The organism is Mesorhizobium sp. B263B2A, assembly GCF_020165775.1.
Classification (GTDB): domain Bacteria; phylum Pseudomonadota; class Alphaproteobacteria; order Rhizobiales; family Rhizobiaceae; genus Mesorhizobium; species Mesorhizobium opportunistum.
Window position 1 is genome coordinate 52,781 of sequence record NZ_JAIUIU010000025.1, and the last position, 15,584, is coordinate 68,364.

The following is a 15,584-nucleotide window of genomic DNA, read 5'->3' on the forward strand; positions in this document are numbered from 1 at the left end:
CGTGACCATCATTCGACGGTAACCGATTTTGCGAGATTGCGCGGCTGGTCGACATCTTTGCCCATCAAGACCGCCGTGTGATACGCAAGAAGCTGTATCGGCAGCGCAAAGATCATTGGCGCGATAATCTCGTCGACTACCGGCAGCACGATCGTGTGCATCGTGTCGAGTTTCGAAGCAGCGGCCCCTTTCTCATCCGTGATGAGGATAATCCGACCGCCTCTGGCGGCCGCTTCCTGCATGTTCGAGACGGTCTTGTCGAAAAAGCGATCATGTGGCGCGATGACGATCACTGGCATGTTTTCGTCGACCAGTGCGAGCGGACCATGCTTCAATTCACCAGCCGCATATCCCTCGGCATGGATGTAGGATATCTCCTTGAGCTTCAGCGCACCTTCCATTGCCAGCGGGAAACTGGTGCCGCGGCCGATATACAGGACGTCATGAAATTTTGACAGTTCGCGCGATAGGAGCTCGACATCTGGCTTGATGCTGTTCAGGACCCGGCCCATGACGCCCGGCATTTCGGCAAGACTCGTGACGAGCGCCTTTGCCTCATCTTGCGTTGCCGTTCCACGGGCCCTGGCAGCGCCAATGGCGAGTGTGGCTAGAGCCACAAGCTGGCAGGTGAACGCCTTGGTGGAGGCAACGCCGATCTCCGGGCCGGCGAAGATCGGGAAGACGGCGTCGGCCTCCCGCGCGATGCTCGATTCCCGGCTGTTGACGACAGCGCCGGTCTTCAGCCCACGCGCCTTGCAGTATCTCAGGGATGCGAGCGTGTCGGCGGTTTCACCGGACTGCGAAATGAAGAGAGCCGCCGACTGCGGCGGCAACGGGATCTCCCGGTAGCGGAATTCGGACGCGACGTCGATTTCGACCGGCAGGCGCGCATAGCGCTCGAACCAGTATTTTGCGATAAGTCCAGCCAGATAGGCGGTGCCGCAAGCCGAGATCGCCAGGCTCGGGATGCCGGCGAAATCTATGCAAGACGTCGTGTCGGCGCGATTCCCTTCGAAGCTGGTGTGATAACCGAGCGCACGGGCGACAACCTCGGGCTGCTCATGAATTTCCTTCTCCATGAAATGGCGATACTTGCCCTTATCAGCCAGATATGCCCCGGCAAGGGAAGTCTGGCGCGGACGCTCGACGGGATGGCCATCGAAATTGAAGATGTCGACTCCTGTCTTGCCGATAACGGCCCAGTCGCCGTCGACGAGATACGTGACCGCATTTGTGAAGGGAGCAAGCGCGATCGCGTCGGAGCCCAGGAACATCTCGCCGACGCCATGACCGATCGCCAATGGGGGTCCATTGCGCGCCGCCATGATGGTGGACGGATCATCCTCAAAGAGAACAGCAAGCGCATAGGCACCCCTGACGCGCTTCAGCATGGCATGCATTGCCTCACCCCTCCCCATGCCCTCACGGCGGTATCGTGCCAAGAGATGTACGACAACCTCGGTGTCGGTATCGGTCTGGAACTCGGCGCCCGCCGCCGCGAGTTCATCCTTCAACTCGGCGAAATTCTCGATGATGCCGTTGTGAACCACGGCCACACCCTCCGCAATGTGCGGGTGCGCGTTGCGCTCGGTGGGTGCGCCGTGGGTCGCCCAACGCGTGTGTGCGATGCCGACGATCCCACTCAGCGGCTCTTCCTTCAACCTTCTCTCGAGGTTGACAAGCTTGCCCTTCGCGCGCCGGGAGTGCAGCGAGCCCTCGCAAATGGTGGCAAGGCCGGCTGAGTCATAGCCGCGATATTCGAGCCGCTTCAACGCGTCGACCAACCGCTCCGACACCGGCTGATGCCCGACAATGCCAACAATCCCGCACATGACTTCGTCTCCGAATTCTTCCCGGTAGCCTCAGTCGGCTCGAAGGGAACGCGCCAAGCGCTCAGCCTCCGTAGTAGAATTCTGCAAAACAGGTAAAATCGATTTTTGGGATAGCTGCCATCCAGCCAGCGGATAGGCGAGCATGTCTTTTGACATCCGGCGAGACGGATCGTTGATCTCGGCTCTGCAGGTCTCCTGACCTCAACTCACCCGTCTCGGAGAGTTAGTAAGCTGTCAAATTCGTCAGCGATTGGCGCAATTTGCGGCCATGTTCAGTGCTTTTTCGACCTTCGCGGCCGCGCAGATTGTCCCTGCAAGCTGTCCATCATGGGGACCGCCGCGTGTCGCGGAGAGGATGGCCCGGTGGCCGACTTAGTCGCGGAGTGTTCGGCGGTGCGGAGTTTCGGCCGCTGAAATTCAGCCGTGGCAACGTCGCCGAGTCGCCGACGCTGCCGCCGCAACCGCGCTGTGTCGATCTTAGACAAGGCCGAATGCCAGGCTCTGCCGATGGCCCTAAGGATCATTTGCATTGCTACCTTCCTCTGCTGCCCAGCGCATTCCCGTCGTCTGCGTCAGTCGATTTGGGATCGTGCATCAAAGATCGATGCCGATGCGAATCGGGTGGCTATCAGCCCCATTTTTCGCTGCCGATGCAAGCAGGCTCGGAGCACCTTGTCGAAGTCTTGCCCGGGCCGATCGAAGGCAGACCGCGTTCGTATAGCTGCGCAGGTCACGAGACGTTGGGCCCACTCCTTTGCCGACCGATGTTCCAAGAGATGCCCTCGCGCTGCACCAGGCCGGAAACCTCTTTGCCGACATGCCGCTCGAGAACCGGCCGCCATGGTACGAGCGTGAACTCTCGCGATTTCTCGATAACGGCGTATTTGCCGCTGGCGAGTTCAACTGACCGGCGGAGCGTGCCCTCTACGCGATGACCGGGCCGCGTTTCGGCATAGGACAGGCCAAGCTCTTCCGACAGTTGACCGGCAACACGGTTCAACTCCCGCTGGCGGAGGATCGAAACCATGTTGGCGCGATAGATGATCCGATCCTGCTCCTCATGAGCAAGGCCCTGCGCGATCAGCCACTGCTGCCGGCGGCTCCGCGCCTCCTGCACTTCACGGCCGAAGCCCGAATTGCGCAACCTCTCTGATGCCTCGGAGACAAGCTGGCTGTCGATCCAGGTCGCGCCGTCAAAGCCAACCTGCCGCTCCAGCGGCATCGATGAGAGCTTGTCGACCGTGACCGGCTGGGTCCTGGCCTGCTGGCGCTCGTAGGCGACGACACGATCGAGATGATCCGGCGCGATGATCCAGGTGCCGTCGGGCTCGCGCTCCACGCCCCCGATAGCGCGCCGGATTGCCTCCAGCCGGCGGACATGCGTATCGGCGAAGCGGTCGGTGGCGGCCGGATCGTGCTTCAGATGAATGTCGATGTTGTAGCGGCCGTCATGGGCAGCCGCGATTTCGACCACTGTGCGGTCAACCAGCCTGGGCTGTGTGTTCCTCGGCGTGACACGCACGATGCAGCCGTCGGGCGTCGGCTCTGTCGCCTCGCCCTTGCCGATGTCGATGTATCGGGTTTTGCCATCCACACCGTCGACGATGAGGTAATGCCGGTCGCTGAGCTCGTCGGCCAGCCCGCGCGCGACAACGCGGCCGACGACAGGGGCGGCCTGCTCGCCGGATCCATCGTGGATCACGCAGTCGGCGGCACTGCGGGCGATCCCCCTGCCCGTCAGTTCGCGATGCAAGGTCTTGATGATGTCGCCGCGTTCGCCGATGCGGCGCAGCGTCGCTTCAAGCCCGTCGTCGAGCCGCCAGCGGCGCGGGGCGATCTCTTCCGCCAGATGCATCCGCTCGAGCTTGCGCAGGCGCCCCTGGTGCAAGGTCTGTCGAAACGCGTCGCGGCTATCCAGCGAAACCAGCCCACTGTCGTCACGCAGCTGCAGCAGGCGGCGGTCGATGCTGGTGAAGCGTTCCTGCTGCATTTCCTGGCGCAGGCGATGCTCGATCTCGTGGTCGGTGCGCGGACCGAGATCGAGGCTGACCAGCTCGGCGGCGCGCTCGCGGATGCCGCTCGAGATGTATTCTCGCGCTATAACAAGATTCTCGCCGCGATCGTCCTTGCCACGCACGATGATGTGGGTGTGCGGATGGCCGGTATTGAAATGGTCCACGGCAACCCAGTCGAGCTTCGTGCCGAGATCCTCCTCCATCTGTGCCATGAGCCGCCGCGTCAGTGGCTTGAGGTCGTCAAATTCGATGCCGTCCTCGGGTGCGACGATGAAGCGGAATTGATGGCGATCGCCATCGGCACGATCGAGGAAGTCCTTGCCAGCGACGCAATCGCTGTCGGCGCCGTAGAGCTGGCCAGGCGCGCCGTCCCGGGTGACGCCGTCGCGCTGGATGTAGCGCAGATGCGCACGCGCCCCGTCCGCGCTCTTGCCGGCCAGCTTGACGACACGCGCCTTGACGACGACCCGGCGCTGGCGGAAGGCTGCATGGCGATCGCGTGATTTCAGCAGCGCGGCCGTCGCCCCACCCCGGCCTATCCTGCTGCCCGCGAAGCGCCCACCACGCTGGGGCCGGCCACCAGCTCGGTTGATCGCCGCCCGCACCTGGCCGGCAAAGCGTTTGCCGGCCTTCGAACCACGGGAGCCAATCTTCCCGAGCTTCGGTCTGAACTCGTCATCCCTCATGCTTGGCCTGCGCCTGGAACAGAGTCGAATCAGCCATTTGCGCTCCGAAGTTCTCCTGACGCTGGAGGGTGCCTCCGGCAAAAATGATGTGCAGACAGACACTTCGCCGGCCCTGGGAGGCGGTGCCTTTATCTTGCCTTCCGCGCCCCACCCCTTTGGACGCGTCCGGCCCCCCATTGCTAGCGTTCCGGCTCTTTGACATGTGCGACATCCCTCCCCAGCGGCACGAAGAGATCGCCGTTTCGCGCAAAAGCGCGACCACCATTTTGCGGGAAAAACAGCGAGCGCCCCGAGGGTGCATCTTGCCTGTCCGGAGCGACAGATTTGCCCTTGAACTGCTCGATGTCGGTTCGCGAAACTCCGGCAGCCCGGAGCTGCTTGAGGTAGTCGACGGTCTCTTTCGGCAGCGGCGTGCCGCGCTTCAGATGCGCCTGGTAGCGCTCGGGTCCGGCGTTGTAAGCGGCAAACAGCCCGGGGAACCCGAAGCGGTCATACATGGCGCGGAGATAGGCAGTGCCGGCCAGAATGTTGTCGTGCGGATCGTGGGGATCGGCGCCCAGTCCGTATTGCGCGCGCATGTCCTGATAGGTTTCCGGCATCACCTGCATGAGGCCCATGGCACCGGCGCGCGAGGTGATCGGCCGGCCGTGGAGCATCGTCTTGCCGCCGCTTTCGGCATCGATCACCGCGTAGATCCAGGCCTCGGGAACACGGAAACGCTTGCTTGCTTCGGCAACGAAGTGCCGCCATTTTCCAAGCTGCGGACTATGGGAGATGGCGACCGGCTCAGCGCCGGTCGAGGCGGAACAGGCGCATGGCGCGACAGCGATCATGCCAAGCATCAGGAGGGCTACTCGGTCCATAGCGGCGCGAGCCTCCCGATGATGTTGGTGGCTCGGACCGGCCCGAAATAGCGGCTGTCGAAAGAGCGCGGTGCCTCGCCGTTCAGCACGAAGAATTCGTCGTCAGCGAGCGCGCGGCAGCCGCTCCACCAGGGCAGCGGACGGCCTTGGGTGTCGGTAACTAGCCGACGTGCGACGATCTTGCCGCCGATGATGATCGCCTCGTTGAAGGCGCAGACACGTTCGTGCGGCAGCGCGGCAATGTGCTTTACAAGGGGAACGCCGTTCGGGAGATAGCCGCGTTCGGCAGCGAGGCCGGCAATGGCATCCGGTGCGCCGGCGAGCACCAGGTCGCCGCGTGCTGGCGCTCCCGCCACGACGCGATAGAGGCCAACCGGCGCGCTCGCCGAGGCGTTCCAGATCAAGAAGGGCGATGGGTTTGCAAGGGGGCCGAAGGCAACCAGGCCAAGGGCAATCGCGGTCGCGGCGATCGCCTTTGTCGCCCGAGCACGGCGCAGGCGGCTGCCGGTCAGACCGATGGAAGGAGGCCGGCTCATGAACGGCCTCCATCGTTGGAATGGGTCTGGTTATGGCGGCCTTTCGACCAGTCGTCGAGCTCGTCGATGTGGTAGCGGACGTAGCGGCCATGCTTGCGGAATTTCGGGCCGCCGCCCTTGAGCCGCATCTTTTCCAGCGTGCGCTGGGAGAGCCCTATGTAGAAGGCGGCTTGGGCTGTGTTGAGAAACGGACTGCCCTTTTTGGCGCGGGCGGCGCGTTCGTTTTCGTTGTCCATGATGATCCTCGTTTGGCTTGCGAGCGAGACGAGGATGGGGGGGCGAGGTCGTCTTGGGGACGGGCGAAGAGTTGGGGGCGAGTTTTCGCCGCTCTGTGGCAAGAGCCCCGCGCCGGCTGCGGCGCGGGGCTCCGATGAGCCCGATCAGTCGGCCGGGTTCCAGATGATGGCGTAGGTGTCGTCATCGTCCTGGCCGGCGGCGCGGCCCAGATTGGCGTAGAGCTTGCGCGGTCCGAACTCCGGCGCGGCAATCGACAGGCTCACATAATCCTTGCCGGAGGTCTCGCCGGTGCGGATCCAGCCGGCGCCAACTTCGACCCCTTGCGTCAGCACCCTGTAGTCGGGATGGTTGTCGGCGCTCTTGGCCTGGTTGGGGATGATGTCGATGTCGGCGCGGACGCTGAGGGTCTTGAGCTGGCCCTTGTAGGCGCCGTTTTCCTGCTTGTTGACGTAACCGATCGCGGTCATTTCGAAGTCTCCTTTTGCTGTCGCCGGGGACCATCCCCTGCGATGGCGGACCGTGATGGATGCGTCCGGAGCGCCTGAACCTGACAGGGCCGCAGCGCCAGCGGAGGACCCGAGCAGGCGGCTTTTTTGAAGCGGAGCGGCGCGAGGAAGCCGCCGCAGGCGGCGGGGAAAAAAGCTGCTGGCGAGGGTTTCGGGCGGCCGGACCCGTCCATAGGTCGACAAGCCAGCCGCAGGGGATGGTCCTGGCAGGGAGCATGGAGATCGTGGCGAGCGCGGTCGCTGCAGCCAAGCCAAGCAGGAGAGGATTGCGGGACTGCGGCTGATGCCGCGCCATGCCGATCGAGATCGTGCCCCACGGGTCGGGCGCCAGGGCAGGCATCCGACGGGCTGAACGACCTGCGGGACCAAGGTGGTTTGCCGGGCTGGATTGTGCCGCTGGAAACGGGGGGCAAAGGTCACGAACATGCGGCCATTGCGACCGGGGTGCGATGCCGAGCGGCGGCCATCCTGGCAGCCGCCGCCCAGCTTGACGGGCTATTGGCAGTCGAACAGGGAGCGGACCCGTGCCCATTGATCGGCGGTGCGCAAGCCGCCTCGATCCGTGTAGCTTTCGACCGGGAATTTCATCCAGCGCGGCAGCCAGGCCTCGACCTTTTGCCTGCCGTTTTCGCCGGACAGAAAGTCGCGGATGATTGTCTTTTGCGTCTTCACCTTCTCAGCGACATTGCCGTCCGCGACATGCTTGCCGCCGATTTCGGCAAGCATCGAATTGGCAATTTCCCTGTCGCGCAACAGGTCGAAGAAGGCGTCGTCCGGTTGCCAGCAAGCGGCGGTGTCGACATTGAGATGATTGCCGAGCGCCTCGATGACGGCACTGCCGGCCTCAAGCGTCTCGGCCATGACGATGCCGAGAACGCGCATCACATCATCGTCGGACAGCGTCAGCAAATGCGCAAACAGGCTTGCCGTGCCGAAGTCGCCGCCATTGCGGCCAGCGACCGCGCCACCCTCGTCCGGTTCTCCAAGCAGCGCCAGGACCTCGCGCCGCTTATCCGTGAAGGCGGTTTCGGCCTTGCAGGCTGAAAGGCTTGCCGCCACGATTTCGTTGGCGGCGCGCTGCGGCTCGGTACGCACCTGCCACAGGCTTGAGCCGGCAATCGCATGTGCCACCATCAGGCGAAGGGCTGCGGCCGGACGGTCAAGGAGCGCCAAGCGCACGATGGCATGACGGTGCAGATCGACATAATTCTGCATCGGTCCAGTGACTTCGGGCCGCGAGGGTTTGTCCGGGGTCTCGGCCTCTGCGGCCTCGCCATTGGCTCGGGCGCGGCGGGCTTGCTTGTGCGACAGCCAGCCCTCGTGACACGCGACCTCGCCGCGATGCGAGACTGATATAAAGACCTTGCCGCCCTTCTTCTTCGGCGTCTTTTCGTGGTCCCATGCGTGAAAATGTTGACTCGGTTCGAGCACGATCACTTCGCTCCATCCGGCCTCAAGAAAGGCGTTGCGCGTGGCGGCTATCGCCTCATTCTGCTTGAGCCAGAACAGGTCGGCGTCGGCAAAATAGCTTTCCTCGCCGAACAGATCGGAGACGATCAGGCCGGGATAGTCCTCGATGGCGAACAGCGCCACCTTGGTCGAGATCGACTGGCCGCCGAACAGCCATTGCTTCAATTGCCAGCCGCGCGGCGCGCGGTTGTCGGGATCGGCAAAGAGCGCCAGCCAGTCCTTCTGCTGCGCCTTCGAGGCCATGGTGAGATGGCGCACCGTCTCGGCGTCGATTTCCTCGCGGCGATAGGCTTCGCGAATCCTGGGCAGAAGCTCGCCGAGCGCCAGAATCCGCTTCACCTGATGCTCGGTGAGGCCGAACGTGGCCGCGATATCGGCGATTGTGCGACCTTCCCTGATGAGGCGGGAAAAGGTTTCCCATTGCGAGACCTCGTCGGGATCGAGGCGGGCGATATTTTCAATCAGGGAGGCTTCGAGCGCGTCGGCGTCGTCGCCATCCTCCATGATGGCGCATGGCAGCGGCGCGGCCTTGCCGCGCTCGTCGGCAACGGTCTTGGCCGCGAAATAGCGTCGGCGCCCGGCGACGATCTCGAAGGTGTCGGGCGAGCCGTTGGGCCGCACCAGAAGCGGAACAAGGACGCCGCGCGCCCGCACCGAGGGCAGGATGTCGGCGATGTCGGGCGCGCGTTTGGAATGCCGCATGTTGGCGGCGGCGATGCTCAATTGGTCGATGGAAACGTGGGCAAGCTGCATGGTCTTTCTCCTTTGCTATGGCCGAAATTGCCTGACCGCGAGGCCGCTGGCCGAGCGGCGCGACGGTTTTGCGCCGGAGGGCGCTATTGTTCCGCCCGGTCGGACGGAAGCTCGGGAAGGGAAAGCGAGAGGGCGGCGGCGGCCTGCCGCAAGAGCCCTTCGGCCTCGGTGATGTGGCCGCATAGGCGAGCGGCTTCGGCATAGACCGAGAGCGGAAACCGCGCCTTGAAATAAAGGTCGCGCTCGATGCCGAGGCCAAGCGGTCCCTTCACGGTTTGGAGCTCGGCAAGGCTGACGCTGCCGAGTTCGGGGAAGCCCAATCCGAGATCACAGAGGCCGAAGAGTGTATCGCCATCAGCATCGAGCTCGCTCAGGAGCCAGGTGGCGGCGCCCAGCGGATTGAACAGTTTCACGACCGGAACATGGTCGGCTTCGGTCTCGGCAGCGCCATTGGCGAGCAGAAGAAGGCGCAGTTCGTCAGTGATGAGGATCATTGCGGCGTTCCTTCAAAACGGTTCGTGATTGACGGCGGGTTGACCAACAGGCCGGTATTCAAGGGGTTTCCGCGCGGCCGCATCGCGCGCCGTCAGAAGCGCAAGGCTCTCGCGTAGGGCGACGAAGCGCGCTCATGCGGCGATCTCGGCATCCGCCTCGCCTTCCACGTCGGCATTGAAGCCGAGCAGGAGATCGGCGGCTTTCGAGGCATGGCTGGCGGCGCGGAAGATGGCGCGATTGTCCTCGCGCAGCACGCTCAGCCATGAGCCGATATAATCGGCATGGCGCACGGTCGGCTCGATGCCCATAGTGCTGCAGACGAAGGCTGCGCAGATTTCAGCGACCAGTTCCTCGCGCGCATAGGCCTTGGAGCCGAACGAGCCGGAGAGGTCGCGCGCAAGGCGCGTCGGGTGGCCGGTCCAGTGGCCAAGCTCGTGAAAGCAGGTCCGGTAATAGTTGATCTGCTGAAAGAAGGCCGGTTGCGGCGGCACCTGAATGAAGTCGCAGTCCGGCATGTAGAAAGCGCGATCGCCGCCGATGCGGACATCAGCGCCGGTTGCACGAATGAGCGCCTCGGCCTGCGGGATGATCTGGCGCTGCGGCAGCGGTTCGGCGGCGGCATGGAGATGTCCGGGCAGGTTCTCGCACTGCGCGACGTTGAAGACGGTGAAGCGCTTCAGGAAGGGCACCGCCTGTGGTTCGTCGCCATCGACCTTGGCGCGTTCCTTTTCGTTTTGCGGAACAAAGCGGTCGGCGTGAACGATGGTCGTGCCGCGCTCGCCTTTCCTGACATTGCCGCCAAGGGCAAGCGCCTGCCGGAAGGTCAGCCAGTTCTGGCAGGCATAGCTGCGCTCGATGACCGCGCCCCACAGGATCAGGATATTGATGCCGGAATAGCGGCGCTCGGTGGCCGCATTCCTGGGCAGGCCGAGGCCTGCCTTTGCGTTTCCCCAGGGCTTGACCCATGGCACGATGCCGCGCTCGAGCTCGGCAATGATGCGGTCCGTGATCTCTTGATAAAGGCTGGCGCCTGCGCGCCCGCCCCTGCTTGCGCCAGCCTTTCGGCTGCCGGAACGTTTGTTGGTTGAACGCATGCCCTGGTCCTCCGCTCGCCAAATCGCGCCCTCCCCCGGAAGCGGGGTGGGCGGCGAAAACGACCGGAAAGGCCCGCCGTGAAAGGCGGACCGCATCCGAAGGACCGGAACGCAGAGGAGGACCCGAAGCGCAGCGAAGGGTTGCGGGATGCCGCGGCGGGCCTAGAAGGGAGAGCCGCCCACCGCGCGCACCCGGGGACGGCCTAAAAGACAGACCACGCCGGCCGATCGGCCGGCGGCCGTGCGCAGCCGAAAGGCGGCCCAAGCCAGGGGGCGAAGCCGGATGGCCGAGACCGCCTGAGCCTTGCGAAGAAAAGCGGGCTCGGTGCACGAGCACCCGGCGCGCGCCTTCAGGCGCGCGGGATTCAGGACTGGTGGTCGGCACCGCAGCTGATGTGATACCATCGATCCTTGCGCCTGGACGCGTGGATATGGTCGACGCCGCAGAGCCGTGAATTTCCACCTCTCGGCGCCCCTTGCCGCGTAACGGGGAGAGCGTCCAGGAGCGAGATCGCGGCCGCCGGAATCTTGGGTGATAGCCGCACGCCGGGAGACGGCGCCATGTCCGGCGTCGCGCTCGCGCCCCGCGTTCCGGTCTGGTCAAGAAGCCAACCGCGAAGAAGGCGCTCAGGAGCACATCAAAACCCCAGCTCCCAAAGACGATCCCGAGACCCTCGGTCAGAACGGCACTTTTGCAGCTGTCGAAGATTTGCCTAGGCGCGGGCATCAGCAATGGAGCGTTGCAGTCGGGCCATCCCCACTTCCCCTGGGATTACTTCGTCGCCGACCACCAACGCCGGTGTGCCCTCGATATACAGATCTTTGGCGAGTGCGAAATTGCGTGTGATGGCATTTGCGATGGCTGGGTCTTGCATGTCCCGCTTCAGCTGCTCGAGATCGAGGCCCACCCGCTCTGCAACGGCTAAGGTGGTGCGCTGGTTGAGGAAGCCGGGGAAAGCCATGAGGGCGAGATGGAACGCCTGATACTTCCCCTGTTTGTACGACGCGAGCGCTGCGCGCGCTGCAAATTTGGATGCTGGCCCCAGGACTGGGAGTTCCTTGAACACAAGCTTCACATTGGGATCATTGCTGAGGGCCTCCTGTAGATCGAGAGCTGCCGCCCGGCAAACGCCGCAGTTGTAGTCGAAGAACGAGACCACAGCGATATCGCCATCCGGATTGCCCGCAATTGGCGAGGCTGGGTCGTTGAGGAGGGCGTCGCGCCGCTGTGGAATGCGTATGCGCAAGTCAGCCGCTATCAGGCGTTGGTCCTCCACACATTGCAGGTCCTCGGCCGTATCCAGATGTTGTTTCAGCGCTCCCAGCGCGAACAAAGCTAGGGCCAACAAAGCGATTACTGTGACAAGGGCGGCATTCAGCCTGGACATGGGTGGGCTCCAATCAAACATGAACGGCAGGACGCCCGCGGCGCCGGCACCCCCGGCACGTTGCGGCGCTTCTCCCGTCGCGGCTCTCCGGTCAAGCGCCGCACCCCCCGTGCCGCAATTCCCGTGCCATCGCCGCCCGCAGCAGGAGCTCACGCAGCGCTGCGCCGCGGAAAGCGTGGGCCATCGTGCATTGAAGATCACTGTGGCTCACAGCTGACTTCGTAGGCTGGGTGGCCTCGCTCGACGGGCGCACCATAAGATGGCGCAACCGGCGGCGGTTTCGCGACATAAGGTCGGGAACCGTTCAAACAACTGGCGGGGATTTGTCGGCGCTTCCTGTGCACTTTGCAGAAAATAGGTCTGTGAAATTTCACAGAGCGCGGCCACAAAACTCGAACTGTAGCCGAGTCCTCCACTGTGGCTCGCTTTGCAAGCGCTAGTTCATCTCCGGCCCGGGGAGCCACTTAATCCAGAAATGTCTTGAAACCCAAGGATTGCCCGGGTTTCCGCTTCCCCAGAGATACACCGCGCGATACACTGCGGGGTAACCGCCCGCATTGCGTACCATGCGAAGGCAGACCTTCAACACATCTGGGCAATCCTCGCTGGTACCGGATGCCGCCTCGCCGAGGTCTCAGGTCTTCGCGTTGCGGACGTGCATGTTGACCACGTCGTCCCGCACATCACGGTTGAGTGGCACGATGACCGCCGCATTAAGAATGCCGTATCGCGGCGGAATGTGCCGTTGAGAGGTCGCGCGCTGGAGGCCGCAAAGGAAGCCGTCAAGGCTGCCGGCAGCGCAACGATGCTCTTTCCGACCTACGGGCGTCCCAAAGGCGCCTCCTCAGCATCTGCTGCCTTGGGCAAGCACGTTCGGGCCTGCGTGACGGACCCAAAGGCTACCACCCACTCGCTTCGCCACCTCATGAAAGACCGACTACGCTTGGCCGGCGTCACAAAGTCGGACCAAGACATTGTTCTGGGTCACTCATCGGGCAGCGTTGGTGAGGACTTATGGGGCGACGAGGCGCGGCTTGAGGTTGCGAGACGGGCGCTTGAGAAGGCACTAATCTGACGGAACTTTCAGCGCATGACTTTGCTGGTCTCAGCGATGATTTTGGGGTTCTGCCCAATCGCAATCGTGTAACTGAAGCGCGCCACACCTTTTGCCTGCTTGTGCCTTGGCAGGCTGCGGACGACCCAGTCATAAGTGCCCGACACCATGCATCGCTCATTGGCACAGGTGACTATGACGCTCTCGTCGTGGAGATTGTATCCCCGTTCCGGCCATCGTTGGAAATAGCTTCTCTTGTCGGCGATGATCGAGCTTAGGTCCGTTGGCTTTCCGTAATAATCGACGATGCCAGCATACGAATTTTGAACCTGAGCGATCGCCAAATCTGCGTTGTCGCCATGGTGCTCGATGAGCCCCTTGATAAATGCTACCGCCGCGCTCTCTAGCTGCCGCTCGTCTGCGCTGGCTTCAGCGGGGGCCGGACTGGGCGTTGGCGACACACGCGACGTGTCAACGGACGGCGGCGTGGTAGAAACGTTGGTTACGCGCAGTTCAGCCATCTCACTGGCGGAGAGATATCGCATATCAAACCTGTCGTAACTCAATGCTACGGCCATCAACTTGGGGTCAACGCCCATCTCGGACATGTAGGACATGATATCGGCAGTTACGGCTTGAACGTTGGCCACAGCCTCGTCGGTAGACATTCCGTTCTCTGGGGCGAAGGATGAGCGATGAACACCAATAGAGCCCGGGTCGGCAACACGGCGAACGCCACCCATGTAAGCTAACGAGCAAGCCGACGCGCACTGCAACTGTCGGACTTGAAGCGTATCAAGGCCGGCTGCCCGGATCAAACGTCCAAGCTGCATTGCACTTCCGATACTGCCGCCCGGCGAGTCGAATACGACCACCCTAGCCCCACTGCTTGTGACAGCGTGGCTAAACTCATTCAGAGGTTCGTTGACCCCAAATTCACCAGAGACGATGAGAAACGGAAGCTCGCCCGGCGACGATACCGGCTTGTATTCCAGAGCCTTAGCTGAACTTGATGTGGCGACAATAACTGACGCGACAGCGAGAAACTTCACAACCGAACGCATAACCCAACATCCAAACCCACCAACCTCAACTAAGAGCCACTTAAAGATCTATTTCAAGGGGCAACTGGACCGGGGCAACTGGCGATGAGAGAACTGGTTGAAATTCAATGTCTGTTGGGAACATTAAAACGATGTGTAACCTCTACAACCTCACCACTTCGCAAGAGGCCATCCGCCAGTGGACCGGTACCTTGCGGAACATCTTGGGCAACCTTGAGCCGTCCATTGACATCTATCCCAACTGGCCCGGCCCCGTGGTCCGAAACGCTCTCGAAGGGGGCGAGAGTTGGCCTATCTCCTGAGGGGAATGCCGTCACCTTCGGAGCGAGTGACAGGCAAAGCCGATTACGGGACCACCAACATTCGCAAGACCAACTACTTTCATTGGCAGCCGTATCCGGCACCGGACGACGCTTTGGTGATTGTCGAGAAGCCCGCCACGCAGATCAAGTTTCCGCTGGGCTCGACACCCGGTGACCAACTACGTTTGCTCTAGACAGTGCGGACGCCCAACCGATGAACAGCAGCCCTCAATCCTCGGAGTCGGCGATGCGCTTCCATTCGCCGTCGCCGGTCATAAATTGGCTAAGGCGGCTGATAATGCAAATCAGCTCGACGAGACGCACCGCATCGACATCGCGCGTATGCATCGTCGGACGGCGAGTGGCGATAAGCGCCTGTAGGTCAAGCCGCAGCCTTTGTTCGTTTGGAAAGACGTACCCGAACGCTTGATTCCAGTTATCCGCGCGAAGCACGATCGCCATCAGGTCGCCAAGATCGAGATAAGAAAGCAACGCTTCATCCCGCTCGCCATTCGCCATCGCCGCCGCGCGAAGATCACGCGCCTTGTTACGGATTTCGCCCCCAACCCTCTGCTTGAACCACTGCGGTCCGCCCACCGCTTCCATCTTCTTCGAGATGAAGGACCGCAACGCGCGCTCAAAGAAGCCTATCGCGCTGAAGGCATCATTTCTGGGATTGGCCGACCGTATCTGAACGGACAGCCCCGCAACGTCCAGCAGCGCGACGGACCTACCAGCTTCCGAAGCGCCGGCCGCGAAACCGCTCTCTATGACAACCTCGATCGCACCAGTTGACGTGGTCTCGATCAGACCCGGGTCAACCTTGGCTTCGCGGTAGTGTCGTTGGCGCATTTCTGGATCGCTCCAGAAGCGGTTTGGCAGATCAGACCGCGTGTGCCAGTTGCCGAATAGCTCCTCATAGGCTGTGAAGCTTGATCTCGCCGCGAAGCCAAGCACGTCTCCAGCACCAGCCAGTGCGGAGAGCTTCAACCGGGTTGTCTGCAGCCCAGCGGACAGAGTTTCCGCTCCCAGAGCGCTCAGACGCAAGCGGCCTACCTCAGCCGAGAGGCTCAAGACGCCAGTAGCGGCCCGCTGGATTAGCTCGATTTCTTTGTTTGGCGTGCCAGTCGGCATGTGCACCGCGAGCGTACCCGTGCTAGCGAGTTGGCTTGCCCACTGGGTGGCGCGCGCAATCAATGCCATGCCAGGCGATGCCTGAAGCTCGGCAATGGTCGGCGATAGGGTCGATCCCCTTGCCTGCAGCTCGGCGAAGGTCTGCGATAGGGCCG

The 15,584-nt window shown here is 62.7% G+C and carries 13 protein-coding genes and 1 pseudogene; 2 read left to right on the top strand and 12 right to left on the bottom strand.

Annotation, left to right across the window (positions count from 1 at the left end; translation table 11 throughout):
- Positions 1-8: 8 nt before the first annotated feature.
- The 10 genes from glmS to LB568_RS28105 all read right to left on the bottom strand — a co-directional run bounded on the left by glmS (position 9) and on the right by LB568_RS28105 (position 11,875).
- A complete protein-coding gene (gene glmS, locus LB568_RS28060; RefSeq protein WP_064993430.1) occupies positions 9-1,832 on the bottom strand; it encodes a glutamine--fructose-6-phosphate transaminase (isomerizing) in 1,824 nt (607 codons plus the stop codon).
- A gap of 730 nt (positions 1,833-2,562) precedes the next feature.
- Positions 2,563-4,533 carry a relaxase/mobilization nuclease RlxS gene (gene rlxS, locus LB568_RS28065; protein WP_064993429.1) on the bottom strand — a complete coding sequence of 657 codons (1,971 nt, stop codon included), beginning with the start codon at positions 4,531-4,533 and terminating at the stop codon, positions 2,563-2,565.
- A 179-nt stretch (positions 4,534-4,712) separates the two neighbouring features.
- Positions 4,713-5,396, bottom strand: coding sequence for a lytic transglycosylase domain-containing protein (locus LB568_RS28070; protein WP_064993427.1), 684 nt, complete (start codon positions 5,394-5,396; stop codon positions 4,713-4,715).
- Positions 5,384-5,932, bottom strand: a complete 549-nt coding sequence (locus tag LB568_RS28075; protein ID WP_064993426.1) for a S26 family signal peptidase — start codon at positions 5,930-5,932, stop codon at positions 5,384-5,386. Before LB568_RS28075 ends, LB568_RS28070 begins: the two co-directional genes overlap by 13 nt.
- The gene (locus LB568_RS28080) at positions 5,929-6,168 is read right to left on the bottom strand and encodes a helix-turn-helix transcriptional regulator (RefSeq protein WP_064993425.1); all 240 of its coding nucleotides are present in this window, start codon (positions 6,166-6,168) and stop codon (positions 5,929-5,931) included. Before LB568_RS28080 ends, LB568_RS28075 begins: the two co-directional genes overlap by 4 nt.
- A 144-nt stretch (positions 6,169-6,312) precedes the next feature.
- Positions 6,313-6,636 carry a DUF736 domain-containing protein gene (locus LB568_RS28085; protein WP_013533279.1) on the bottom strand — a complete coding sequence of 108 codons (324 nt, stop codon included), beginning with the start codon at positions 6,634-6,636 and terminating at the stop codon, positions 6,313-6,315.
- A gap of 534 nt (positions 6,637-7,170) precedes the next feature.
- Entirely contained in the window at positions 7,171-8,898 is a 1,728-nt protein-coding gene (locus LB568_RS28090; RefSeq protein ID WP_064993423.1) for a ParB/RepB/Spo0J family partition protein, read from the bottom strand.
- Positions 8,899-8,981: 83 nt separating this feature from the next.
- Positions 8,982-9,392 carry a DUF2958 domain-containing protein gene (locus LB568_RS28095; protein ID WP_064993422.1) on the bottom strand — a complete coding sequence of 137 codons (411 nt, stop codon included), beginning with the start codon at positions 9,390-9,392 and terminating at the stop codon, positions 8,982-8,984.
- Positions 9,393-9,524: 132 nt separating this feature from the next.
- Complete coding sequence (locus tag LB568_RS28100; RefSeq protein WP_064993421.1) at positions 9,525-10,487, bottom strand: ArdC family protein; 963 nt, start codon at positions 10,485-10,487, stop codon at positions 9,525-9,527.
- Positions 10,488-11,200: 713 nt separating this feature from the next.
- A complete protein-coding gene (locus LB568_RS28105) occupies positions 11,201-11,875 on the bottom strand; it encodes a DsbA family protein (RefSeq protein ID WP_064993420.1) in 675 nt (224 codons plus the stop codon).
- 556 nt (positions 11,876-12,431) lie between these two features.
- Here LB568_RS28105 and LB568_RS33885 point away from each other — a divergent pair.
- Positions 12,432-12,950, top strand: a complete 519-nt coding sequence (locus LB568_RS33885; protein ID WP_224655935.1) for a tyrosine-type recombinase/integrase — start codon at positions 12,432-12,434, stop codon at positions 12,948-12,950.
- Between the two features lie 8 nt (positions 12,951-12,958).
- On the opposite strand, the gene LB568_RS28115 is transcribed toward LB568_RS33885, so the two are convergent.
- Positions 12,959-13,993 carry a hypothetical protein gene (locus LB568_RS28115; protein WP_064993418.1) on the bottom strand — a complete coding sequence of 345 codons (1,035 nt, stop codon included), beginning with the start codon at positions 13,991-13,993 and terminating at the stop codon, positions 12,959-12,961.
- A 286-nt stretch (positions 13,994-14,279) separates the two neighbouring features.
- Here LB568_RS28115 and LB568_RS28120 point away from each other — a divergent pair, with 286 nt between their 5' ends.
- Positions 14,280-14,489, top strand: coding sequence for a hypothetical protein (locus LB568_RS28120; RefSeq protein ID WP_224655926.1), 210 nt, complete (start codon positions 14,280-14,282; stop codon positions 14,487-14,489).
- 34 nt (positions 14,490-14,523) lie between these two features.
- On the opposite strand, the pseudogene LB568_RS28125 reads toward LB568_RS28120, so the two are convergent.
- A pseudogene (locus LB568_RS28125) lies at positions 14,524-15,584 on the bottom strand (Swt1 family HEPN domain-containing protein); the annotation flags it as partial.